General features: G+C 35.2%; 21 protein-coding genes and 2 pseudogenes. 8 read left to right on the top strand and 15 right to left on the bottom strand.

Features of this window, described 5'->3' with window-relative positions; genetic code table 11:
* Positions 1-172: 172 nt before the first annotated feature.
* The 3 genes from chrA to ACQKMI_RS01475 all read right to left on the bottom strand — a co-directional run bounded on the left by chrA (position 173) and on the right by ACQKMI_RS01475 (position 4,163).
* Positions 173-1,342, bottom strand: coding sequence for a chromate efflux transporter (gene chrA / locus ACQKMI_RS01465; RefSeq protein ID WP_427486861.1), 1,170 nt, complete (start codon positions 1,340-1,342; stop codon positions 173-175).
* Between the two features lie 94 nt (positions 1,343-1,436).
* Complete coding sequence (locus ACQKMI_RS01470; protein WP_427486862.1) at positions 1,437-2,279, bottom strand: DUF5643 domain-containing protein; 843 nt, start codon at positions 2,277-2,279, stop codon at positions 1,437-1,439.
* Positions 2,280-2,972: 693 nt separating this feature from the next.
* A complete protein-coding gene (locus ACQKMI_RS01475; protein ID WP_427486864.1) occupies positions 2,973-4,163 on the bottom strand; it encodes a DHH family phosphoesterase in 1,191 nt (396 codons plus the stop codon).
* 503 nt (positions 4,164-4,666) lie between these two features.
* On the opposite strand from ACQKMI_RS01475, the gene ACQKMI_RS01480 reads away from it, so the two are divergent.
* Both ACQKMI_RS01480 and ACQKMI_RS01485 read left to right on the top strand, forming a co-directional pair.
* Positions 4,667-6,316 carry a pyridoxal phosphate-dependent decarboxylase family protein gene (locus ACQKMI_RS01480; protein ID WP_427486865.1) on the top strand — a complete coding sequence of 550 codons (1,650 nt, stop codon included), beginning with the start codon at positions 4,667-4,669 and terminating at the stop codon, positions 6,314-6,316.
* Positions 6,294-7,991, top strand: a complete 1,698-nt coding sequence (locus ACQKMI_RS01485) for a methyl-accepting chemotaxis protein (protein ID WP_427486867.1) — start codon at positions 6,294-6,296, stop codon at positions 7,989-7,991. Before ACQKMI_RS01480 ends, ACQKMI_RS01485 begins: the two co-directional genes overlap by 23 nt.
* 83 nt (positions 7,992-8,074) lie before the next feature.
* Here the strand turns inward: ACQKMI_RS01485 and ACQKMI_RS01490 are convergent, their stop codons facing one another.
* The 5 genes from ACQKMI_RS01490 to ACQKMI_RS01510 all read right to left on the bottom strand — a co-directional run bounded on the left by ACQKMI_RS01490 (position 8,075) and on the right by ACQKMI_RS01510 (position 11,700).
* On the bottom strand, positions 8,075-9,022 hold the full coding sequence (locus ACQKMI_RS01490) for an SDR family NAD(P)-dependent oxidoreductase (RefSeq protein ID WP_427486868.1): 948 nt from the start codon (positions 9,020-9,022) through the stop codon (positions 8,075-8,077).
* 74 nt (positions 9,023-9,096) lie between these two features.
* Positions 9,097-9,675, bottom strand: coding sequence for a TetR/AcrR family transcriptional regulator (locus ACQKMI_RS01495; protein WP_427486869.1), 579 nt, complete (start codon positions 9,673-9,675; stop codon positions 9,097-9,099).
* Between the two features lie 149 nt (positions 9,676-9,824).
* On the bottom strand, positions 9,825-10,250 hold the full coding sequence (locus ACQKMI_RS01500) for a GatB/YqeY domain-containing protein (RefSeq protein WP_427486871.1): 426 nt from the start codon (positions 10,248-10,250) through the stop codon (positions 9,825-9,827).
* Between the two features lie 103 nt (positions 10,251-10,353).
* The gene (locus ACQKMI_RS01505) at positions 10,354-10,737 is read right to left on the bottom strand and encodes a hypothetical protein (RefSeq protein WP_427486872.1); all 384 of its coding nucleotides are present in this window, start codon (positions 10,735-10,737) and stop codon (positions 10,354-10,356) included.
* Between the two features lie 204 nt (positions 10,738-10,941).
* Positions 10,942-11,700 (bottom strand): formate/nitrite transporter family protein, encoded by a 759-nt coding sequence (locus tag ACQKMI_RS01510; protein WP_427415026.1) that lies wholly within the window; start codon positions 11,698-11,700, stop codon positions 10,942-10,944.
* A gap of 717 nt (positions 11,701-12,417) precedes the next feature.
* Between ACQKMI_RS01510 and ACQKMI_RS01515 the strand changes: the two genes are divergently transcribed.
* Positions 12,418-13,413, top strand: coding sequence for a PLP-dependent cysteine synthase family protein (locus ACQKMI_RS01515; protein WP_427486873.1), 996 nt, complete (start codon positions 12,418-12,420; stop codon positions 13,411-13,413).
* Between the two features lie 251 nt (positions 13,414-13,664).
* Here the strand turns inward: ACQKMI_RS01515 and ACQKMI_RS01520 are convergent, their stop codons facing one another.
* From ACQKMI_RS01520 to ACQKMI_RS01530, 3 genes and pseudogenes are all read right to left on the bottom strand, one after another.
* On the bottom strand, positions 13,665-14,681 hold the full coding sequence (locus ACQKMI_RS01520; protein ID WP_427486874.1) for a zinc-dependent alcohol dehydrogenase family protein: 1,017 nt from the start codon (positions 14,679-14,681) through the stop codon (positions 13,665-13,667).
* Positions 14,682-14,887: 206 nt separating this feature from the next.
* A complete protein-coding gene (locus ACQKMI_RS01525; protein ID WP_427486875.1) occupies positions 14,888-15,571 on the bottom strand; it encodes a VOC family protein in 684 nt (227 codons plus the stop codon).
* An 86-nt stretch (positions 15,572-15,657) separates the two neighbouring features.
* A pseudogene (locus ACQKMI_RS01530) lies at positions 15,658-16,002 on the bottom strand (cupin domain-containing protein).
* 112 nt (positions 16,003-16,114) lie between these two features.
* Here ACQKMI_RS01530 and ACQKMI_RS01535 point away from each other — a divergent pair.
* Positions 16,115-16,276, top strand: coding sequence for a hypothetical protein (locus ACQKMI_RS01535; RefSeq protein ID WP_323647698.1), 162 nt, complete (start codon positions 16,115-16,117; stop codon positions 16,274-16,276).
* Between the two features lie 9 nt (positions 16,277-16,285).
* Here ACQKMI_RS01535 and ACQKMI_RS01540 read toward each other — a convergent pair.
* Positions 16,286-17,043, bottom strand: a pseudogene (locus tag ACQKMI_RS01540) (GNAT family N-acetyltransferase).
* Positions 17,044-17,505: 462 nt separating this feature from the next.
* Between ACQKMI_RS01540 and ACQKMI_RS01545 the strand changes: the two are divergent.
* From ACQKMI_RS01545 to ACQKMI_RS01555, 3 genes are all read left to right on the top strand, one after another.
* Positions 17,506-18,375 (top strand): cation diffusion facilitator family transporter, encoded by an 870-nt coding sequence (locus ACQKMI_RS01545; protein WP_427486876.1) that lies wholly within the window; start codon positions 17,506-17,508, stop codon positions 18,373-18,375.
* Between the two features lie 98 nt (positions 18,376-18,473).
* On the top strand, positions 18,474-19,016 hold the full coding sequence (locus ACQKMI_RS01550; RefSeq protein ID WP_427486877.1) for a GNAT family N-acetyltransferase: 543 nt from the start codon (positions 18,474-18,476) through the stop codon (positions 19,014-19,016).
* Between the two features lie 18 nt (positions 19,017-19,034).
* Positions 19,035-19,481, top strand: a complete 447-nt coding sequence (locus tag ACQKMI_RS01555) for a GNAT family N-acetyltransferase (protein WP_427486878.1) — start codon at positions 19,035-19,037, stop codon at positions 19,479-19,481.
* A gap of 115 nt (positions 19,482-19,596) precedes the next feature.
* Here the strand turns inward: ACQKMI_RS01555 and ACQKMI_RS01560 are convergent, their stop codons facing one another.
* Positions 19,597-20,085 (bottom strand): GNAT family N-acetyltransferase, encoded by a 489-nt coding sequence (locus tag ACQKMI_RS01560; protein ID WP_427487332.1) that lies wholly within the window; start codon positions 20,083-20,085, stop codon positions 19,597-19,599.
* A gap of 312 nt (positions 20,086-20,397) precedes the next feature.
* Here ACQKMI_RS01560 and ACQKMI_RS01565 point away from each other — a divergent pair, with 312 nt between their 5' ends.
* Complete coding sequence (locus tag ACQKMI_RS01565) at positions 20,398-20,922, top strand: SpoIIIAH-like family protein (RefSeq protein WP_427486879.1); 525 nt, start codon at positions 20,398-20,400, stop codon at positions 20,920-20,922.
* Between the two features lie 273 nt (positions 20,923-21,195).
* Here ACQKMI_RS01565 and ACQKMI_RS01570 read toward each other — a convergent pair whose 3' ends face one another.
* On the bottom strand, positions 21,196-22,029 hold the full coding sequence (locus ACQKMI_RS01570) for a class I SAM-dependent methyltransferase (RefSeq protein WP_427486880.1): 834 nt from the start codon (positions 22,027-22,029) through the stop codon (positions 21,196-21,198).
* Positions 22,030-22,898: 869 nt separating this feature from the next.
* A complete protein-coding gene (locus ACQKMI_RS01575) occupies positions 22,899-24,278 on the bottom strand; it encodes an aspartate aminotransferase family protein (protein ID WP_427486881.1) in 1,380 nt (459 codons plus the stop codon).
* Positions 24,279-24,326 lie beyond the last annotated feature (48 nt).

Consider the following 24,326-nt stretch of genomic DNA (forward strand, 5'->3'; position numbering starts at 1 on the left):
CTTTCCACGGATTCAAGATTAGTCAACAAGCGGCTATGATTAAAAGGACGCGAACTAGCCTCATCATATAGACCTCACAGTTTCGTCGCTCCTTACAAAGCACTATGTAGATGAATACCCCAAGTGAAATCACCATACGAATCAAAATCACGGCAATAATTTTTTTGTGTACTTAATAACATACAATTCCTACACAAACACCCATTAGCACAAGTAAATAAGGTTGAATTTTCCAACGCATCAAGCACCATAAAAAAACGGCTGCAATTACTATGTCTAAACCATTTTGAATTGTCTTTGTAACAATTGGATGAATAAAAGCTGCAGCTAATATTCCAACAACTGCTGCATTTGCACCAACCATCGCCCCTCTTAACCCAGCAAAACGATTAAGAGTTAGCCAAAAAGGCATTGCCCCTACCATTAGCAAAAATGCCGGTAAAAAAATCGCTATCGTCGCAATAATAGCCCCAGGTACTCCAGCAATGACCATACCTATATAGGAAGCAAACGTAAATAATGGACCAGGGACTGCCTGCGTCATTCCGTATCCTGCTAAAAAATCAGAAGAACTCATTAATCCACTTTGGACAAACTGTGCTTCTAGTAAAGGCAATACGACATGGCCTCCGCCAAACACTAATGCACCTGATAAATAAAACTTTTCAATCATCGTAAACCATTTATTTTGAATTAGCGAGCTAACAATTGGTAATCCAACAAGCAGTATAACAAACAGCGCTAAAAAGCATATACCAGTCGTTTTTGAAATAGGGACCATCGTTTCTTTTGGGTCATCTCTTTGATTTGTCATCTTAAAAAAGAGGTAGCCTATAAAAGAAGCAACAAGAATAGTCGTTACCTGAGCAAGTGGATGCACCCATAAAAGCACTACTACAAGAGCCAATAAAGTGATTATAAAATGGCGTAAACTAGGGATTAATTTTTTTGACATATCAAAAATAGCTTGCGCAACAATCGCAACAGCCACCAATTTCAAGCCATGAATCCAGCCCATATCCATCCCTATATGTGCAGAAAAATACGCAAATGCCATAAGTAGTAAAACAGATGGTAATGTAAAACCAAGAAATGACACAATACTCCCCAATAAACCGCCTCTTAATAAGCCAATACCCATCCCTACCTGGCTCGATGCTGGCCCAGGTAAAAATTGACTGAGCCCAACTAGTTGACTGTATTCATTATCAGATAACCATTTACGCTTCTGAACATATTCATTTTGAAAATATCCTAAATGTGCAGCGGGACCCCCAAAGGATGTGCACCCTAATTTAAGCGAAACTAAAAAAATTCCCCATAACCTTCGCAATATCTTCAACTACTTTCCATTCCATATATATTCATATTACACGGGGGAACCATCCTTGTTGTTTAAGATATTGTAAAGTTTTTACTGTAAAAATCTAGTTTCGTTATTCACCTCCAATTTTAATAGCAGAACCAAGCTCACTTCCATTAGCAGCAATCGGAATCAGCTCATAGCTCTCCTCCGTTAAATATAAGGCATCGAGGCGGACCCCCCACTTCGTATAATCTTCATTTAAAGGATACGCTAAGTTAAAGGGCCAAGATTCCCCTGTTGATGATTGGATTTTAAAATGAAATGCTTCATTTAACAGGCTTTTCTCAGAATCAAAGTAAATCGTTGTTGATATTGGAGTAGAAACAACCTTTTCTATTGTTATTTCCTGACCATCTAACAGCTGTACTTTTTTCTCAACAGGGAAAACCTTTCTATCATCTTGTAATTGCTTTTGTGAAGCTTCCACTTGAAATTCCCATGGCTCGTCAATCTTTTTTTCCCCGTTCCAGTCGTTATAACGAATATCTAAATTCAATGTTTTATCCGCTGGTAGTTCACTTAATTTCACACTACTATAGATTGTATAGGTTTTATCGGATTGTTGGATTGTTTGTCCTCCATTTCTAACCGTGAACTCATTTCCATTCACAAAAACCTGTGGAAAGAAAAAAATTTGCTGGTCGAAATTTATGCCCTTTACCGGCTTAAAGGTAGCATTCAATAATATTTGGTTATCGTCAATTATTATTTCATTTAACGTTAAACGCCCTAGACTATTTTCAGTAGTTTTACCGACCGTTGTTTTGTAGGCTTCAAAATTCAAATCCTTATTAAACAAAAAATAAAAAACAATGGCACAAGTAACTACCAATAAAAGCAATACTACAACAAACCATATTTTGCGTGCTCGATTTCCCTTTGGCTGATTCTCAACTAGAAGCATATCGGACATCATGTACACCTCATTTTAAGAAATTATGTCTGCACAAAAGCTTTTTATTTATTGTAGTTTTCAGTTGAACATTATATAACCTCTAACGTTGTCTTGATTTGGCTGATTTCGCTATGTATCTAAAGGAATAATGTATATTCCTTTAATTTATCTGAATGAACATAGTGCTTCTGCAAAACGAGGGGTTGATTTCCGTTCCGACTGGGCGCTTTGTTGCTGACGCTTCGCTTTCGCACAGAGCAAAGCTTCCTGGGGGCGTCGGGGCAACAGATGTTTTTTGTGCGAAAGCGTAGTGCAACGTAGCGGCAGCGACACGATGTTGGTCACGAAGGCGTTATCACAGGACGTGATGCTTTTAGCCTTCGTTCCCCTCCCGCTTCGCTGCAGGGTCTCGGGCCAACATGATGTTGGTCACGAAGGCGTTATCACAGGATGTGATGGTCTTAGCCTTCGTTCCTCTATCGCTGATCCCCGAGGAGTAGTCCAATCTCCACTCCAATCAACCACTTCTCATTACATATATCATCGGCATAACTTCAAAAAGATATGTTTTTGTGCGAAAGTGAAGCAGTTCGACACTTGCCCACTAGAAAGTAAGTCCTGAAAAGGAAATCCCCCTATTTAAGGCTTTACACAATCTCAAAGATTCCCTCGACCATTTTTTCATACCATTTTATGAATAGTCTATATCCCTTACTCTAGATGACGAACCTTTTTTGCCTCTTCCATTAAATAATCTACAAACAACTCATCTTTCACTAACCATGCTTGATAATTTCTTTTTAAAAACCATTCTGCTTCATAAAAACTTGTAAAGATCTGATCTATTGGAAGTTTATTTTTTTCAATTACCCAATCAAAATCACTTATTGAATATAGGAGGAAATTTTCTTCATTCAGGTTTTTATACATGGTCCCAAAAGAAGAAAACCTTAAATTATAGCGATTTCGTTTTGCGTCTTCTGGTATTGGTGCTATATGAAATGTTTGGGTCACATACTGCTCATAAGCATCATCTGTTAAAGAGCAACCAGCTGCTTTTTGATGCCCTCCCCCTCCGAATTCTGCTGCAATAGCCGAAACATCTACGTGGTCATGAATCGTACGAAAGGAAATTCTTTTGCCACCCATATTTAATATAGCTATAAAATCAAGGTGTACATTTTCTTTCCCCAACTCATTCCCAAGCTCTGAATGATAAGATTCTGCATACACCACACCTGTAAAGTAATCTCCTATCGATGTTTGTACTAGCTCCCTTTTTTTTCGGCGGATGTACCGTTCTATTTTCTCTTCTTCCATAGTCAAAATTTTCTTTTCAAATTCATCAAAGTCAAAGTGTTCGCTTGTCTTTAAACGTTCAAGCATTTTTTCTTCAAATTCATCGATTGATACTAAAAAAAAGAGAGTGTTTAGCCGACGTGCTTGTTGATTATCATTCTTTTCCCATTCCCATGTATCGTACTGCCTTACTAATTCTACAAATTCTGTGACGGAATTTGTTTGTTCTAAAAATCCATGTGATACAAGGTACTGATAAAATAAAGACGTTGCTGATGTTAAATATCCATTTTCATCTTCTATTAATACTTTACCCCATTCATAATCGTTCAAATGATAGGCTGTTTTATGATGATCAAGAAGTTGAACATTGCCAGTGGCGGTATAATAATCATTTAATCTTTTTTCATTTTCCTCGTTTGGCGATAAGTCTGTAATAAATAAAAATGTACCTTGTTCGTTCGTGTCTAAAAAATACTCAATTTCGCGATCCAGCGATGAAATCGAATTGTACCTTACCTTCACTTGATCTTGAAAGGCAAGTTTGGCTAAAATTCCGCAACCAATTCCATCTAAATCATTATGCGATAGCAATTTATACATTTTTTCACCTCTCGATTAGTATGGTTTATGATTGAAAAAATTATCGGTATTGTTAGGAGTGTTTCTGCTGAAAATGAAAATTACTTTGCAGATTCCTTTTTGATAAAACGTAGGTCAATATTTATATATCACCCCATCAATAGTTACAAAGTATTAAAAAAATTCACACTTTTTTGTTTAAGTCAAAATTATTATTTTAATAGTATTTCCATAAAAAGTCCCATCTCCTCATAGCACTTCTCCGTCACTAACTTTGCAATAATTCATAAATAAAGAGTCTCAAAAACCCTTTAAAATCAACTTTTTCAAAATAATCTACTATAATTTTCTTTTAATTATTTCGCCCCTCGAAATAAGTTCGACTATTTAGAAATGTCAAAATTAATTTTCTGGTAAAATATAAATTCATTTTTTGTTATAATATGTTATCATAACTTTAGTAAAACGACCTATTTTTGTTAATTTAAAAATAGAGGAAAAACGAACTAAAAAGGACGATGCATATGAAAAAAATCCAGCAATTATTCCAAAGTGAAGATGGTAATATCGAACAAAGAGAGAATTTTTTATCCCTCTTAGAGAAAATTGTTTCATCATTAGATGAGTTAAAAAACCCAAACGCAACGACTCTTGGACCAATGAAAGAACGCTCAGACAATTTCTATAAAGAGTTAATGCAAGAAAATCAAGTTCCAACTTCAGGTGTCGGACTTGATCAAGTTGTGAATGAATTGACAAAATTGATGCAAGGACACCCTTACCATACACGCAACTTTGTAACAAATGTTTTGCCAATGGCGAGTATTCCCGGTATTCTAGGCCAATTTACGAATGCTCTACTTAACGGTAACAATCTATGGGATGTATACGGACCTGCTGCCGCAGAATGTGAGGTAAAGGTAGTAGCAATGATGTCGAAGTTAGTTGGCTATGACTATACACAAAGTTTTGGTTACACAACTTGGGGTGGACAAGGGGCTGTTTTCAGTGGGCTACGTCTTGCGATTGCTAAACAATTCCCGAACGCAAAGGAAGATGGCGTACCAAATAATTTATATTGCTTCGCTTCTGAAAATGCACATTACAGCTTATTAAAATCAATTGAAGCAGTCGGCATCGGTAGCAAACATTTAATTCGTGTTAAAGCTGGAAAAGACCATTCAATGGATATCGAAGACTTACGTTTACGTATGACTGAGGTTATCGAAAATGGTGGCATTCCAGTGTATGTAGTTGCTACAACAGGCGCTACAGATCAATTTGCCATTGACGATGTACAAGCAATCAAAAATGTTACAACTGAGCTAGAACAAAAACATTCATTAAAACCTATACATATTCATGCTGATTCAGCTTTAGGTGGTTTTTACGCATTTTTCAACGATTATGATTTTAAGGCGAACCCACTTCAGTTCGAGACTGATGTTTTACAAGGTCTTGAACAAATTAGAGACCGTATGCAATATCTTCCTATTGCAGATAGCCTTTGCTTTGACTTCCAAAAGCTTGGTCAAACACCGTATTTAACAAGCTTATTCTTAATAAAAGAAGGAAAACATTTGCAACTATTAGATATTGAGGACTTCGACACACCTTATGTTGGTAATCGAGGCTATGGTTCTTATCATACAGGCTATACATTAGAGTGCTCTCGTATGGGTAGTTCAATTGCTATTTATGCTGCATTACAAGCGTTTGGTAAAGAAGGCTACCAACAAATATTGGCTAATTATGTGCGTGTAAATTTAGCGTTCCGTGCGCAGTTAGCTGAGAAAACGCCAATGTTACAAGTAGTCAATGAGTCTAATATTGGACCAGTCACAGCATTTCGTTTGTATCCAGAAGGCTTGAATTGGAAATCTGAACAGACAGGTAGCTATACACAAGATCAGATTGAATATATTAATGGCCTTAACGCTTCTTTATTTGAAATTATAGGAGAAGGTCGCGACGAAGTATTTTTCGGTGATACAACACGTGTTTGCACTGTCAATACTAGCGATACAAAACAACAAATTCCAGTCGCTGCTGCAAAATTCTTTTCAATTTCTCCTTATACCGAGACAGAACATGTTAGTGATATGGTTCAGTTCTTACAACAAAAGGTGAAAGTAATGGAGGCTGCTAAAGTTGAGTATAGTCAAAAAATTTAAAAGCTCTTTACTCTATAAATATATTGCAAGTTTCACTATTCCAATTGCTATTATTTCAGTAATTTTTAGTATCGTCTTATTTATTACATCTTATCGGATCATCGATAATTTTGTTATTACTCAATTTGAGTCATCATTAGACGTAATATCAAATACAATTTTTGATGATCTAGACGAAAATGACGTCAAAGCTGCAGATGACGGCGATAAGGATAAATATGATGACATATTAAAAGAATTAAATGACACTCTTAAAGAGTATGATATTCAAAATGCCTACGTTCTTTCCCGTGCAAATGGTAAAGAACATATCGTGGCATTAAGCGATAAAGATGATTATCAAGCAGACTATGTTTTTAGCCAGGAAATGAAGGATGCACTAGATACTGAAACCGTTCAATCCAGTGATATTTATGAAGATGAATACGGAATTCATAAATCGATTTTTTTACCATTTAAAGATACTGATATTCTTTTTGGTTTAGATATGGACGCTTCCTTTATTTCTAAACTTCAAACAGAGACTCTTTGGATTTGTATCATCATGACTGTGATGTTTTTGTTATTCGGTATTATTGTGGCTTATTTCATTAGTAAAGGCATTATAAAACCAATTAAAAATATGACTAGTTATGTTGGTAAAGTGGCACAAGGAGACTTAGCTGTTGAATCACTTAACATACAGGGTTCTAATGAAATTGCACAGCTTTCAGGTGGCATTGAAAATATGACAGAAGACTTACGCTCACTTATTCAGCAAATTGCTGAAAATGCAGAGCAAGTAGCTGCTATGTCCGAAGAGTTATCGGCAGGCTCTGAGCAAACAAGTGCATCGATTCAACAAATAACATCTTCCATGCAAGAAGTAGCTGCAGGATCAGATAAACAAACTTCCTCTATTGAAGAAGTAGAAAGTCATATTACGACAATCTCCACAAAGATGTCAGAAGTTGTATCGAGCGTAAATGATGTCACTACTAAAGCATCTAATGCATCTTCTATTTCAGAAAAAGGCAATACGACGATTCAAAGTGCTACAGAAAAAATGGCCTTAACATCTAATGCTATTCAAGATACTTCAGAGGTTGTGAAACGTTTAAGCACTTATTCAAATGAGATCGGCGACATTGTAACTTTAATTAACGAGATTACTGATCAAACTAATTTACTCGCTTTAAATGCATCTATTGAAGCGGCACGTGCTGGTGAGCACGGTAAAGGATTCGCGGTTGTAGCCGAAGAAGTACGTAAACTTGCCGACCAATCACTAGCAGCAACAAATAGTATTCGAACACGTATTGAAACCATTAAGGAAGAGTCTGTGCAAGCTGTAAAGTCCATGGAAATTAGCAGTAGTAATCTTGCAGAAAGCTCTACTAGCTTTAATGAATCAGGTGAAGCCTTTAAAGAAATATATTCGAATATTACTTCATTAACCCAAGAAATGGATTATGTCAATAATATCATTTCAAACATTAATGACGGGGTTAACAACATTGCATTTTCTGTAGAGGAAGTTAATGTAATAGCCGTTCAAGCATCTGGAAACATTCAAAATGTGGCTGCTGCTTCTGAGGAACAATCAGCTAGTATTGAAGAGATTACAGCGTCTTCAAATAATTTAGCTGAGATGGCACAGGAACTTCGTAATATCATACAAAAATTTAAGCTGTAAGAAATACTAATAAAAAAATCCGCTATGCTTTCTGTAGGTGAGTTTCTACCAACAGAAGTTTATGCGGATTTTTTCATTGACTCTTAAAAGGTTTTTAATGCCCTCTTGTTCATCCATGCAAGCGTTTCTTCTAGCCCTACTGTATATGAAGTACTTGGTAAAGCACCTATATCCTTTTCAAATTTTTCCCCACTTAAAATGACCGGTTCTTCTGTTAAATACAAGATTTCAACTACTTCTTTCATAGAAGGAGCAAATATTCCAATCAGTCGGATCATGCCTTTAGAAACTGTACGAATACCCTTTTTGTAGCCAGTAATGTCACGTAAAATTTTCACTAGTTCTTCCCCTGCAATTGGGTGAACAGCCGGCACATTCCAGTTCTGATTATATGTGTCGTCTCGTAAAGCAAGCTCAACCATAGCCATTGCACCATCAACTGTATAAAGAAATTCTCTCTTCACTTGCATATTCCCTACAAAATTAGCTTTTTTATCTTGTGCAACACTTTTTAATGTTTCATAGAGTATTGTATTCTCTGCATTTGGTCCATACAAATCAGGGAAATGTACAATTAACGAGGGTACCTTACTGTTTTTCAATTTATTTTCCATCGTTAAACGAATTTTCCCTTTTTTCGTCTGTGGTTCCTTTCTCGCTTGCTCTATTACAGGGTTTATCGATTGTCTTCCATATGCATAAATATTATCTACAAGTGCAATCTTCGCTCCTCGCCTTTCGGCTATGTTAATCACCATATCTAAGCATCGCAAATGGAGCTTTTCCCAATCCTGATACGGAAAACTAATAGCATGAAAAATAATATCCACACCGTTTGAAGCTCTCATTATATCTTGTTCATTAAATACATCACCCGAAATGATTTCGACATTTTTGTGCTGCCGAAAAAGTGCAACTAACTTTTTTTCATTTCTAGCAAATGCCTTCACCTGTATATTTCGACTAACTAGTTCATTTACTAGCGCATAACCCATACCACCAGATGCCCCAATAACTAATGCTTTTCGCAAACTTTATTCCCCCCTCATTAATTAACCACTGGTCAAATAACTGTTAAAAGAATGCTCTAGATTTTTTACTAGAGCTACTCTCTTAATGTTAAAGCCTTGATAAGAAATTTTGCATGTACATCCACTGCTTCTTTCGCTTCCTCATAATTTTTTACATAATGACGATAATGTGCAACAAATCCATGAAGAGCAATGAATGTAGAATGTATATCTGAAATCAACAGTTCTGCCTGTGATAAGGACTGTACAGATTGTGCAAATTTTTCATAACTATGGTTCGCTGCCTCTTGCGATAGCCCATCAATTTCGCTATCCCTCATGATAAACATTAATTCATACTGACTTTGATTATTTAAACCAAACGCCATATAGCCTACAAAAACATTCAGCAGTTTAGTGGTCTGATCATCAGGACCGTTCATATTTTCATCTAAAGTATTATTTAGTTCAGTGAAATAGTCACTTAATATTGCATAAAATATTTCTGCTTTATTTTTAAAATGATAGTAAATAGCCCCATGACTACAACCAAGCTCTTTAGCAATACTTCGCATTGATATTTGCTGAAAATCCTTCGTGATAAATTGCTTATGAGCCTCATTTATAATCATTTCTTTCGTCAAATCTTTTGTTGACGGCTTACGTGGCGACATAGTATCCTCCTTGTTGACCAGTGGTTAATAATGAGTATATAGGTGTTTTCATTTTTTGGCAATAGTGACACAAACTTGGCACAAAAAATAAAGTAGCCCAAAAAAACAACCCCTTACTACATAGGAGTAGGAGGCTGTTTCTATCGATATTAAATAAGGCCCTTTACAACTTTTGAAATAACAGCGCCTTCAGCCTGACCAGTTAGTAAAGGTTTTGCAATTTTCATCGCTTCCCCCATGTTCATCCCTTTTACAACACCAGCTGCCAAAAGTTTTTCTGTAATTTCTTCTTCAGTTAATTGCTCTGGTAAAAATGATTTTAGAAGAACTAATTTCGCTTCCTCTTTTTCAATTAAGTCTGCGCGCCCTGCATTTTGAGCACCCTCTAGAGCCTGATTTGTTTGCTTTACTTCACGATTTATAATAGTGATTTCCTCTTCAGGCGTTAAAGCTTCTCCCTTTTCTTTTTCAGTTAAATCTAGAGCAGATTTCAAAAGCGATAATACGCCTTTTGCTAATACATCCTTTTCTTTCATTGCCTTTTTTAATTGTTCAAATACCTCTGTTTTTAACAATGTTTTCACTCCTTCGTGACATTTATTATACCATAAAAAAATACCGTACCCTTAAGGAATACGGTAGCGTGTGTCATGGAATGATGTCGAGGCATAATTAATACTATTTTACTTGTTTAAGCATAGATACTTCAGCTTTTGTCGTTATTACATCTGATGATAAAATATCAAACTTTGCATCTACAAGGTCAATTTTTCGACTTAAATTTTGTTCAACTTTATCTAATCTTTTTTCCAACGCTTCGTTTTTTTCTTCTAATCTCTTCTCAACTGCTTCGATTTGTTGTTGAAGATCCGATTTCATGTCTTGCATTTGCTTTGAAAGCTCTAAAATTGCTTGAAGAATCGTATGTTGGTTGACTTCTTGTTCCATTTTTGAGTTCCTCCGCTCTTTTATATTCATAACATTATCTATTAATTTCATAGCATTAATCACATTGACAGAAATAAAAATAGGTAGAGTTACATAAGCAACTCTACCTGTCATTCTATCTACGATTTATCTAAAAGTCAAAGTATATTAAGAGATGGAATTTGTCAAGTATTCATCCGTTAATTTCACTTGATATAATCGTATCGCTTTATATTCCTGTATATGTAAACAGATCCTTACAATCACTTCTCAAATTGCCATGGCAAGCAGTATTTTACTCCAATTAAACTGACTGCATTAGCAATACCTAGTGATTTGTCAATCTCTGCCATTCATCCAATAGACAAAACCAATAACGGCTCCACCAATAATATTACCTAGTGTTACAGGTAATAGATTTGAAATGGCTCCACCAAACGATACTAGTTCACCATGAGGTATGAGGAGTGCAAGGGAAAACAATGTCATATTTGCTATACAGTGCTCAAATCCAATTGTGACAAAAGGGAAAATACAGCAGAAGATCATTACTAATTTTCCAGTCTCTGTTTTTAATTTATAGGTACACCATACGGCCAAGCATACAAGCAAGTTACATAAAATTCCTCGCAATAAAAGTTCAACGAAACTAGCATTCATTTTAGCTGTAGCCAGTTTTTCAATGTAAGCGGCTGTGTCTCCAACTGCTAACCCCGAGTAAAAAAATAATGCGGCTGCTAAAAGAGAACCAAAGAAATTTCCTATGTAACTAAACGACCAAATGCCCAACATCTCAAATGGTGATGATTTTTTTGATAGTGTACTAACCGTTAAAACTAGATTATCACCAGTAAATAAATTTGCCCCAGCCATCATGACCATACTAAGTGCCACACCAAATGCTAATCCTTGTAAGATTTTCATACTTGGTACCTCAGTTGGACTTAATAAGCCGCCAATAGTAGTGATGAGCAAAATTCCAAATCCGATAAAAAGTCCGCCAAAAATAGCTAACAATAAATAATTAGCAGACTTATGCTTCATCATGTTAATTTTTGTTTCAGCAGTTATACAAACTGAAGAAATTGTTTCTTTCATACTTTCATCTCCCAAACTACATCAAGCTATTTAATAGCTCATTTTTAACGTTGATCTCAAGTAGTCACCAAGTTTCCACTTCAGCCAACTTTTATACAAGGCTACATTTTAACAAATATTATTCCAAAATATCATTAATTAGCAAATTTAAAGTAAATTCCTCCAAATAAACATATATTTATGCACTTTAAAGATTACTTTTATGTTTTCTATTAGTTCATTTGGATTAAAAAGGAATAGTTAATCAGCTACAATGCAGATATTTCTTTCTGAAAAGACGTTAATTTGTGTTACATGCTACTCGCTTTCGCATAGAAGCAATATCAATAATAATCCAGACTTCTCTCATTACACATAGGAAAAATTAATTTGTAGATTGGATTCATTATTTTTTTCTATCATTAGATTCAATCATTCTATCAGGCATTTTATTGCTTATAAGGATTTATCATGATACGATTCCACTAATTCCTACAAAACAAGTAAGTTAAGTAGGAACAATTATGCCTCGGCATAATTGCGTCAGGAATCGGCTTTGTGCTTAGGCCTGCAGATGTTTTTTGCGCGAAAGCGTAGCGGCAGCAACAACACAAGGGCCTATACGATGTTGGTTACTCAGGCGTTTTCACAGGATGTGAAGTTATTAGCCTGAGTTCCTCTATTTCAGCGGGTGTTTGGACCCCACTGAAATAAGTTAAATTGAAGGGGTTGATTGGGATGGGTCAAATTGTAACGAAGAAGATCAAACAATCTATTACAGAATTAATCGGACATACACCACTATTAGCATTAAATCAGTATGTAAAAGAGCAACAGTTAGAAGCCGAAATTATCGTAAAGCTAGAGTATTTTAATCCTGCTAATAGTGTGAAGGACCGTGTTGCTAAAGCGATGATTGAGGATGCTGAAGCTCGTGGTATATTAACAAAGGATAAAACAATAATTGAAACAACAAGTGGCAATACCGGTATTGGTCTAGCCGCAATTGCAGCTGCAAAAGGCTATAAGCTTCGAATTTACATGCAGGATGGTGTAAGTGAAGAGCGTACAAAAGTTGTAAAGGCATACGGAACGGAGGTTGTCCCTTTTTCAGATGTCCCAGAAATGGTAGCTGCTTTTGAGGAAACAGAGGGTGATTTTGTTGAAACGAATAAAGTATTTCGAGAAACAGTCGTTGAACAAGAAGAAAATGTTGTGTTTTTAAATCAGCTTAATAATGATGCCAACCCAAATATTCATAAGTTAACCACTGGCCCTGAGATTTGGGAGGATACAGACGGACAAATTGATATCTTTGTGGCAGCAATCGGCACAGGTGGTACGATAAGTGGTGCTGGCGCATACTTAAAATCAAAAAATCCAGCTATTCAGATCATTGGAGTAGAGCCTGCTGTTAATTCCATTGCAACAGTTGATAATCCAGATATCCATGAAATCACAGGCGTTCACCGCTTCTCTGATGCCGACGAGGCTCGTGTACCATCGAATGTTCATTTAGAAATAATTGATGAAGTGCTTGAGGTAGAAACTGCACAAGCTTATGAGGCTGCACGCGCAGTTGCGAAATCAGATGGTATATTAGTAGGTACTTCATCAGGTGCTGCTATATTTGCCGCCACAGCTCTTGCAAAACGTACAGAGAACAGAGGAAAACGAATTGTCGTTATTTTACCTGATACTGGTCTGCGTTATTTATCAACTGATTTATTTTAGGATCGTAATAATCTTAGATTTTTTAAGCTGGCATAAAAAAACGAAGGGTAAAAATAATACCCTTCATTTTTATTTACAACTTGATCAATTATGCCATGCATAATTGCGTCCGGAATCGGAAAGGAGTGCTTTAGGCCAACAATATGTCTTTTGTGCGAAAGCGTAGTGCCAACGCAGCGTCAGCAGCAGGTGTCTTTTGTGCGAAAGCGCAGATAAATTGCCACAGGACGTGGCGTTCTTAGACTGAGTTCCTATATTTCAGCGGGTGAACATTCGCTGAAAGAAGTTAAAAAAATCTTTCCTTTAGTAGTTTTAGATGATTCAACAGCCGTTATCGCGTTTTTAATGTCTAACAAATCATAATGAGCATCAACCGTCATCATTTTTAAATTACCACTATTAACTAGTTGAATTAAATGATGAAATGTATCTTGCCATCTTTCTACCGATACTTGCTTATTCCAATGACGCAAATGGAACATATTTGCATTTACATTTGCCTCTTTAACGATTCTCTGCCAATTCACTTGCACACCTGATAAAAGACCAATAGCTAAAAAGTTCCCTCCAGATTTCAGACAGAAAGCAAGATCATTGCCTGCTGCCCCTCCAATAGAATCAATAGCAGCATTAGCACCCCTACCATTTGTTAGTTCCATTACTGTCTCATAGAGCGGTGCTTTTGAAGTATCTATTACATAGGAAGCGCCAAGCTGAATTAAATCGTCCGTATGTCGATTATTTCTCGTTACTGCGATTAATTGAAAACCTAATAATTTTGCTAGCTGAGCAAATATGTGTCCAATTGCGGACCCACAAGCATTCACTAATAAAACATCATTTGGCCTCAATTGTAATATGTCCGTACAAGTCACCCAAGCTGTCATTGGGTTGATATACATTTGCGCTGCAGTAAAATCATCGATAGAATCTGGAATGGGCACTGCGAATTCTGCGCTTGTTTTTACAATTTCCTGCCAAGTCCCTTCCCCTCGTAAAGGTAATACACGCTTTCCGATAAGATTCTGAGAAACATACGGACCTACATCTTCTACAATACCGACCCCTTCATAGCCAGGAATAGTTGGTAAAGAAATTCGATGAGCATAACTCCCCCATATTGGTATTAAATCTGAAGGATTAATAGGTCGAGCCAGCATTCGAACAAGAATTTCTTGTTCTTGAGGGGGCTGAATCGTTTTATTTTCAAACTTCAAAACCTCCCGAGGGCTTCCAAATTCATATAATTTAATGCTTTTTGCTTTCAATAAAATAACTCCTTTATGATTGATTATTAGCATTTTTATTGCACTACTTCTAAATGAAACCTTCAGGGGGGGTTACTTTATCCCCACCGATTATTAGTCTTCACCAACGGGATTTTATGAGCAGTTTTTCTCCCGAATATTCCCCTAATCCCTTTTCGTTTTATTCAATGGCAATTATAAGGAGATTTTATGGTCTGATAGTGTTTTTAAAGCTGCGAAATGGTGAAATCACCGTCTTCGGTCATGCATAGTTGCAAGTTTTTATTGATTTCTATCTTAATAGGACTAACAATTGCTTTTTTATTAGAAAAATACCAAATACGTTCACTTGGTCCTAAAAGTAAATTTGCTCCATCTTCATAATTCCCCATAAACGTGAGAGCATTTGAGCGAATTTCGTTATGATTCATTGGCGTTATACCGTATTCTTTTAAACTATCGGCTACTGAATAAATAGCATCCGTCGTTAAATTCATTTCGGCAATATTTAGTATTTGCTCGGGTGAAAAAGACTCTACATCCTGTTTTGGATTTACATCCTGTCTTGAAATGAGCTCAATAATATTTCCTTCTGGATCATAAAAATAACAAGAAAGAGCCTTTAATGTATCAAAGTATACTTCATCCTGTCCCTCTGAAAATAATAATTCTGCATATTCTTTTACCCAGCTTTTCGCTTGTTTAAATAGATTACATGGAATATTTAACGCAAAATGATATTGTTTTTTAACCAAATACGGTATTTTTTCAAAAGTGATAATACTTTCACCAACAGCTATATCAAAAAAGTTATCCGTATTCTGAATTAATGTAAATCCTAAATGATTGCAGTAAAATTCCTTCATTTTATGTAGATCATGGACATATAGTTTCACCTTCGTAATCTTCATTCGTAAAACATCTCCTTTGCAATTGTTAACATTTACTATACTTACTAAAATAAATACATTCCTCATGCAAAAGAATGAAAATTACTTTATAGTTGGATACGAACACGATCTCCTCTACTATTTGCTTGTGAAATGACCAAAAACTCTACCTCTTCCCCTGAATCATTACGCATCTGGTGCGGTTTAATGGGTAGCACTTCAATTCCTTCATTTTTTTGTAACACAATTCGTTCTCCGTCAATATCGATCGTTGCTGTTCCATATAGCACAAAGAAAAATTGTTGTGCATGCTGATGATAATGATTAACCTCAACTGTTTTAGCAGCCATTCACTCATAAATAATACTGAGATCTTTATTCTTCACTAAATGCCAGCCATCACATGGATCTCCCCATATAAAATGTTCTGCATACTGTTTGCTAATTTTCAAAGCTGATGTCTACCTCACTTCTTAATTCCCATGGATATTTGTCTGATAATTCTATAAAATGTAAATAAGGGGGATAAATTTTAAAAATCCTACGCAATAAGGAGTGAGAACGTTGAATATCAAAAAACAATTGTTAGGCACTGTTCTCGGCTATATGCTTGCAATCGTAATTGCATACATCTTTTACGATTATTTTTCTTGGTCGTTTACTCTAGGTTCTTTTATAGGTATTTGTTTATTTGCTCTAATTTTAAAGTTCATAAAAGGGGGATAAATTCCCTACTCATAATGTATTTAATAATTTTTCGAACTTGTTTGCACTCATAATTTCATGTGAAATAAACTGAACATTGTAAGATAGCCCAAAGGTTGTCCATATGATAGGTGCATTCTGTGCTTCATCTTTCGTCATTAGTTGATATGCATGAAAAGGAATGCCCCTTTTCTCTGCTTTATTTTTCAAATCATTTATAACACCTACTGCAAACGGACATCGGGCAGTGAAATATATCACAATACCTCTGTTATTAGATAAAGGATTTTTCTTCTGTAGTTTAAAGGAAGGATACTCGGCACAATCGTTAAATTTATAGACAACTAGCTACTAGCTGAAAATAAGGTGCTGCTTGATCTACAACTTTAAACCCCAACTGTTCAAAATAACGCTTATCACTTAGAAATGGAAACATTCCCCCCCCTATTATATGTACGTTACCATCCATACCTTGCGCTAGTGCATCTTCCTTACACTTTTCAAGCAGTTGTCGCATGATTCTGATTTTTATACTTACCTGAAACCCAAAGGCAATTAATATACATATAATTCGGTGCATCTATAGGAACCCAAGCTTGTTTTGCAGGTAAATATTCAATAAACACCTTTGCCTGATCATTTAAACGATAAAAAACTAACCCCTCATCCATACGGTTCATTAGCCATTCTTTCTTTTCCTTTACCGCTTGTTCGTATTGCTTCGCCCCAAGTGCACAACATAAATGCTCCTGTTCAATATTGCTCCTAGTAATTTGAATATAATTCACTTTACCATCCGCCTCTTTACCGACCAAATTAATTTGAAACCACTATTTTATTGATATACGTTTTAACAAATGCATCTCAAACTTTGTGTGATGACCCTATCTTATTTTATCGAAGGTAGAAAATGGATATCAATTCCTTTTCTTTTTTCTGTTGTCTAATTTTACAGTTAATGTGAACAATAGAAAACGGTGATAGATATTAAATCCTAGATATTCTTTAGGCTACACATACTATAATTTTATTCTTCTCTCGCTTAATTAGCATATTATCTTAATCCAAAGACCATAGCTAATACCTTAATGTATTGTATAAATATTTATTAACTATGGTTATGCATCTTTCCTTTATACAACTTTTTTTCACACTCATTATTTAATAGGAATTAGGAAAAAACGTTGCTATAGACCCACACAAAGTTTACTTGGTATCATAAGTCTAAATGTATCAGGAGGTGATTTAAGGTGAATTCATCAAAAATTGCATTTTTATCAGTTATTAGTAATTCTACTGTTGTCCTTTTAAAAATTATTGTTGGATTGTTCACTGGATCGGTAGCAATTTTGTCTGAAGCAATCCATTCTTTTTTAGACTTACTCGCTTCTTTAATTGCCTTTTTCTCCGTACGAATCTCCGGTAAACCAGCTGATAAAGAGCATCCCTACGGACACGGGAAGGTTGAAAATATTTCTGGAACGATTGAAACACTGTTAATTTTTGTTGCTGGGATTTGGATTATTTACGAATGTATTCATAAAATTATTACTCCCACACCAATCAAACTCCCAGTTCTAGGAATACTGGTCATGTTATTTGGCGCCTTGATTAATTTTGTTGTATCAAGGATTGTTTATAGAACTGCAAAGAATACCAACTCTGTTGCCATGAAATCAAATGCACTCCACCTACTTACAGATGTCTATACATCATTAGGCGTTGCCCTAAGTTTATTGATTGTCCATTTAACTGGTTGGTATATATTAGACCCAATTATCGGTATTCTATTAGCCTGTTATATTATGGTGGAAGCTTTCAAACTCATGAAAGAAGCATTTCCTCCATTATTAGATGCGCGTTTATCAAAAGAAGAGGAAGAACAAATTATCCAAATTATTGAATCATTTAAAGATGAATACATCGAGTATCATGATTTTCGAACTAGACGTTCCGGCGCTGAAGAATATATCGATTTCCATTTAGTTGTAGCATCCAATAAAAGCATTGAAACCGTTCATGATTTATGTGATCGTATTGAAGAAAAGATAAATAACCTCTTTCATCAAGCCAATATTCTTATTCACTTAGAACCAGAGAATGAAAAAATGAATGAATGATTTGCAAAATGACCAGGTCTTTACTTTTTAAGTACCTGGTTATTTGTCTAATGCTATATATACTTATCTTTTTTATTTTATAATTAGGAGGATGCTATTTGGATAAAATTAACATAAGACGTCCCCAACCAACAGATACTAAAGAGTTGCATGAGTTTTTTCTCCTTGTGATTACCGATACTTTTGAAAAAGAAGGTCTTGCAGGGCTACATGATGATCAAAAAGAAGAATGGGAACTAAAAAAACATTATTTACAATGGGATTTGGATAGCCAAGGAGAGAAAAGATTTTTCTGGATAGCAGTTGATGAAGAAACTAAGAATATTATGGGTACAATCGAATACGGAGTAGCGAATGAATTGATTCAAAAAACGATAAAGGACGATCTAATAGAATTTCCTGAGATTGGGACGGTTTTTGTTCACCCCCACTATCAAAATCGTGGAATAGGATCGATGTTACTTCAAAAAATGTTCACCACGCTAGAGAGTAAAAATGTGCGAGGTTTTTGTTTAGATAGTGGCTACAAACAGGCTCAAACTTTTTGGCAGAAAAAATTGGGGAAGCAAAACTTTTTACTAGAACATTATTGGAGTGAAAATAGCCATCATATGATTTGGAAGCGAAATTTCCCATTATAAAAGAGGAGGAAAAAATTTATGCAATACAACATCTCACAAGAGCAAAATGATCGTAAAAAATCTTTAATTAATAATAAGCTGTATGAATACAATTTGAAACATTTCCCAAAAGATTTAAGAGGTAGATATCAAGATATCAACCTCTTCCTTACAGATGAAAATGGTCAAATCTGTGGTGGTATACTGGGGGAAATTTGTTGGAATTGGTTAGAGATCCATACACTTATGATCGATGAGGAAATTCGTGGTTCAGGCTATGGCTCTCAATTATTAGTAGAAATCGAACAAATTGCTTTACATAACAACTGTGATTTCATAAAAGTGGATACTTTAAGTTTTCAAGCTTTAGATTTTTATGAAAATCACGGATATCAAGTATACGGTACATTGGACAATGTAGGAAGAGATTATAAGCACTACTATTTAAAAAAGGATCTTTCAAAAATTCCTGTAACAAAAAAATAGATAAGAACTTCCAATCTAACTATAATATATTGTACTTAATTTTCTATCAATAATTCTCTATACAAAATATCAAAAAGTTGCAATTGCAATCACTTAATTACAATTGCAACTTATTCTATTGTAATGAATATATAGCATGAATTTTATTAAAAATAAACGACTCCTTTTCCTTCATAAAACCATTTTTTTCAGCCACACGAATGGATGGTCCATTTTTTGGATCAATAATACTTATTAATTTTTCTTGTCCTAAATGTGTAAATCCATATTCCACACAACCTTTAGCTGCTTCAGTTGCATATCCTTTAGACCAATATTTTTTATGAATATGGTAACCCACTTCAACTTCAGTTTTTCCATCAACTATTTGTTTAACGAGGCCACAATCTCCAATTAATTCTTTCGATTCTTTTAAACAGACAGCCCATAAACCATAACCATCTTCTCGATATCTTTGTTTATTTTTGTCAATCCAATTTTTAGTTTGTTGTAAATTAAATGGAGACGGATAATATTTCATTGTTTCTGCATCTGAAAAAATTGTGTGAAGGACAGAAATATCCTCATCATTAAATTCTCGTAATTCTAACCTTTCTGTTTCCATAATTATCAAAATTGTTCCCTCCTTAAATGTGTAAATCGTTTTTCCTTATTCTCAGTTTATAACAATCTATTCCAGACTTGCTAGAGTTTGAGGACGTAATTTATTTTTAAGTTTTATGTAAGAATTAGGTTTCTTAGGAATATATTTAAGGCAAGTAAGACTCATGCTCTATTAACTCTCAAGTGAGGGCTCATTAATTACGCATTTCTTGCCATTAACATAATAAACGATACTGCTCCATAAATTTCTCATTGAACAGACATTGAAAAAATGCTTAGTATTTCACAAAATTTATTGATGGAGGGACAGTGAATGCACCTACAAAGTAAATCGTCTTGGTTACTTGCATTATTAACCCTAGTAGCGGTTATTTCCGTCTATTCTTTGATGGATTCACCAAAACAATCAAAAGAGGAGATTACATTTAGAGAAGATGCAGATCAAAAAGAAACTTTACAGAATGTAACAAAGGAAGTATCCTCTTCAAGCACTTTATTTGAAGAAACGCGCCTACAAGTTAGTAACGAGAGAAACCAACTTCGCCAAAAGTTAACACAACAAATTACGTCAGATCAGTATTTTGCTGAAGAAAAAAATAAGGCGTCTATAGAAATTGATACTCTCAATAAAGAAGAATCTACAGAAACCATACTCGAGATGCAAATCAAGACACTAGGCTACCCCGATGCTTTAGTACGAATAGAAGGAGAAAAAGTTTCTGTAACAGTGATGGCAAAGGAACTACCAAAATATCAAGCAAATGAAATTATCTACCTGGTAAAAAAAGAATACGAGGATGCAAATGTGCAAGTTAAATTCGGCGCAAATAATTATTAAAGAATAAAGAAAAAGGGTTTTCAATAAAAAAAACTTGCAGAAGATCGTTTACTCAAGCAGAGCTATTTTTGATAGCATGCACCCCATCGCCATCAACCTAAGATTTTAAAGTACCCCCAAACGAAAATTTTGTGTTTTTTATAGCACCGAAGTTTATTTTTATCGTTTTGGGGACAGTCTGTTCCATTAGGTTGATAGGCATATGGCGGGACCCCTAATTAAGCTTTTTCATTGCTCCATTATAATGAAGCAATGAAAAAGAAAAAAATCAATTTACCCTTGTTTTTCTAACAATAAGGCGATAGTTTCACTTCCTCCGGTTCCTGTTTTACCAGAAACATCATCATAAATTTCTTTTACAATAAACCCTACAGCGGTTACCTCTTTGATGAAGAATTCCTTTGTGAAGAATTGATACCAAATGTTGTAAGTTTCTATTTTATCATCGGTTACCACTGTTGTTTGCTCTAATGTTACTCTATCAAGATATTTAAGATTTCTACCGATAGCTACATAGCAATCCTTTGACCAGAAACCACCATCTTCATTAGTACTCCAATATTGTTCTTCTTTGAATTGATCAAATTTATTTTGAGAGAAAACATCTAATAACAACTTTCCACCATTCTTCAAACTGTTCCAAATGTTGAAAAGTAATTTCCTGCGATCTTCAGGTGCAAGAGCACCATAATCACAATATATTAATAGGGCCAGGTCATAGATATTTGAATCATTTAATTCCAAATAATTCTCATAGCGATATTCAATATCATAATCTAGTTTTTTTGCTTGTTCTTTAGCATAACGAATTGAGTTTTCAGAGAAGTCTATCCCTGTTACCGTATAACCTTTTTTGGCTAATCGCTCACTATAAAGTCCTGGACCACAACCTAAGTCTAGTACTTTTTGATAAGATTTTTTGGGAGCTATTTGTTGAATAAAATCAATAGATTTATCAATAAACGGAAAACTCCTACTAGCTCCTTCAATATCAGAGTTTAAATGAGCTTCTAATAATTGTTTGGCAATATAAGGATCCTGCCAAAAAATATTATCAGTCTGTTCAAATCGTGAAGGTACCTGTAATTGGTTTAATAAATTATTCATAAAAACTTCCTCCTAAAAATTTTAAAACACAAAAAACCGCAGAGCTTTACTCTGCGGTTAAAAAAGAGAATCAGTCCGTAGAGTAAAAAATCAAATGGGCATACCAAATAAACACATAAAAATGCTTATTTCAGTTTGCTTCAAATTGATTTTTTTACTCTTTTCCAGTCATAACAAAGTTCGCGAAAATCAAACTTCTGCTATGCCGAACTTCTTCACCTATCCTTTTAGTGTTTCTGAAAATATAACAGACAATAAACCACGGGGTCAACTACTAAATTTAAACCATTTTTAAGATTAACCCTACAATGGAATAAGGTATGATTATTTGTTCCCTTTCGAAGCTTTCTATATAAGCAGTACCAGTAGCTGCAGGTGATCGTTTATTAATGGTATTTTATATTTCATCGTTACCAGGAGAAACTGCAGTTGACATTATTCTTGGTAATGCGACTGCAGGAATTAATATTGTTTAAAACAGGTTCTCATCCATTATTGATACTTGTAGAATTGCTTTTTTCAGATCAATCTATATTTTTATTTAGCCGGTGAACCTTTACTTATTAGGGTTTATAGGTTGTTTTTCATTTAATTTTATTCAGGGATATTTTGATTTTATCGAGCTTTAATTTTCTACATATGGTGGAGATTTGATGAACAAAATAAAGACCTTCCATCATGGATTGGTCTTTATATAGTGTATTTAAATCAATTATTCCTCGGCTTAATCCTCTGTAAAAAATTTAGACCGTATGATGAATAAACGCAAAAAGACCAGGTACTCATATGTTATGAGCACCTGGTCAGCAGTCGTTTATTAGATAAAGTACTGTACTATCAATAGTCTTAATAGATTTTGCTAGCGTGAATTAAATTTGTTTTTCGAACCTTTTAAAAGCGTCAGACATTCTGTTAATAATCTCGTCAACCTGTTGGCTTGTAATAATAAGCGGTGGAGCAAGAGCAACCGTATTTGTTCCCTTCCAATCGAAGTAACGCAATTGCAGCCCTAAGTCCATGCATATATCTGTATACAGAGCTGCGGCGTGTACCGACTGATCAAATGAGATGCCATTTTCAGGATCTTTAACTAGCTCAATACCGGCAAGTAGACCAAGACCTCTTACATTCGTTATATGTTTGTGATTGCTTTCGAGATACTTAAGTCCTTTTAATAATTCTTCACCGCGAAGTCTACTATTCTCCACAATTTGATCTCTTTCTAATATCTCAAGTGTCTTCAAGCCAACCGCGCAAGCCATTGGATGTCCACTATATGTGAATCCATGGAACATCATTTCATCTGATTGAATAAATGCTTCTCTTACATGCTCTCTCATAATTACGGCACCAAGGTGTGCGTAGCCACTTGAGATTCCTTTTGCAACACATAGTAGGTCCGGAACAATGTTCCAATTATCAACACCAAAGGTCTTTCCGGTTCTTCCAAACCCACAAATCACCTCATCTGCAATAAGCAAAATGTTGTGTTCGTCGCAAAGTTTGCGAACAGCTTGAAGGTATCCATCAGGAGGGAACCTTACCCCGCCTGCGCCTTGGATTGGCTCCAGAATGACAGCGGCTATGTTGTCGGATCCTTCTGATTCAATTATCCCACGAATAGAACGCGCGTAATTTGGATCAGTTTTGTCACCAAGTTCTGCATTTAAAACATGGGCTGCAGCAGTAAGGAAGTTCGGAGCATTAGAAGTCGTAAATTTGTTGAATCCCTCGATTCCGGTAGCACTTGTGGCTCCTACTGTAACCCCATGGAATGATTGTTCAAGAGAAATAATTTTAGTTTTCTCTGGCTGACCTTTTACTTTCCAATAAAAACGGGCTAGTTTAAATGCAGTATCATTAGATTCCGAGCCTCCCGATGTGAAGAAGCAAACATTTAAATCACCAGGTGCTAATGAGGCCACTTTCTGTGCTAAAAGGATAGCAGGCTCATTGGATTGTCCGCTGAATGAAGAGCTGTAAGAAAGTTTTAACATCTGCTGTTTTGCTACCTCAGCAAGCTCTTCATTCCCATAGCCAAGGTTAACATTCCAAAGCATCGAAACCCCATCAATACGCTCCTTCCCCTCTATGTCTTTCAGATAAATTCCTTTTCCTTCTGTAAAGATTGTTGAAGGCCCTGATAAATAATGGGCTCTTGGTGGTGTGGTTGGATGTAAATAATGTTTTTTATCAAGTTCTGATAATTCCAATTTACTTAGGTTTTCCCTCTTTGTAACGAATTGCATATTTTATTCCTCCTTTAATAGACAAATATTATTAAGCATTGTTCGTTT

Origin of the sequence: Lysinibacillus sp. NPDC097214 (genome assembly GCF_050277945.1) — a bacterium.
In the GTDB taxonomy this organism is placed as follows: Bacteria; Bacillota; Bacilli; order Bacillales_A; family Planococcaceae; genus Lysinibacillus; species Lysinibacillus xylanilyticus_B.

What these genes read in the sequence shown, in the direction of transcription:
- ACQKMI_RS01470 (WP_427486862.1), bottom strand. Translation starts at nt 2,279, where the DNA reads ATGTCCGATATGCTTCTAGTTGAGAATCAGCCAAAGGGAAATCGAGCA.
- ACQKMI_RS01475 (WP_427486864.1), bottom strand. Translation starts at nt 4,163, where the DNA reads ATGTATAAATTGCTATCGCATAATGATTTAGATGGAATTGGTTGCGGA.
- ACQKMI_RS01480 (WP_427486865.1), top strand. Translation starts at nt 4,667, where the DNA reads ATGAAAAAAATCCAGCAATTATTCCAAAGTGAAGATGGTAATATCGAA.
- ACQKMI_RS01495 (WP_427486869.1), bottom strand. Translation starts at nt 9,675, where the DNA reads ATGTCGCCACGTAAGCCGTCAACAAAAGATTTGACGAAAGAAATGATT.
- ACQKMI_RS01505 (WP_427486872.1), bottom strand. Translation starts at nt 10,737, where the DNA reads ATGACAGGTAGAGTTGCTTATGTAACTCTACCTATTTTTATTTCTGTC.
- ACQKMI_RS01510 (WP_427415026.1), bottom strand. Translation starts at nt 11,700, where the DNA reads ATGAAAGAAACAATTTCTTCAGTTTGTATAACTGCTGAAACAAAAATT.
- ACQKMI_RS01515 (WP_427486873.1), top strand. Translation starts at nt 12,418, where the DNA reads ATGGGTCAAATTGTAACGAAGAAGATCAAACAATCTATTACAGAATTA.
- ACQKMI_RS01525 (WP_427486875.1), bottom strand. Translation starts at nt 15,571, where the DNA reads ATGAAGATTACGAAGGTGAAACTATATGTCCATGATCTACATAAAATG.
- ACQKMI_RS01555 (WP_427486878.1), top strand. Translation starts at nt 19,035, where the DNA reads ATGCAATACAACATCTCACAAGAGCAAAATGATCGTAAAAAATCTTTA.
- ACQKMI_RS01560 (WP_427487332.1), bottom strand. Translation starts at nt 20,085, where the DNA reads ATGGAAACAGAAAGGTTAGAATTACGAGAATTTAATGATGAGGATATT.
- ACQKMI_RS01565 (WP_427486879.1), top strand. Translation starts at nt 20,398, where the DNA reads ATGCACCTACAAAGTAAATCGTCTTGGTTACTTGCATTATTAACCCTA.
- ACQKMI_RS01570 (WP_427486880.1), bottom strand. Translation starts at nt 22,029, where the DNA reads ATGAATAATTTATTAAACCAATTACAGGTACCTTCACGATTTGAACAG.
- ACQKMI_RS01575 (WP_427486881.1), bottom strand. Translation starts at nt 24,278, where the DNA reads ATGCAATTCGTTACAAAGAGGGAAAACCTAAGTAAATTGGAATTATCA.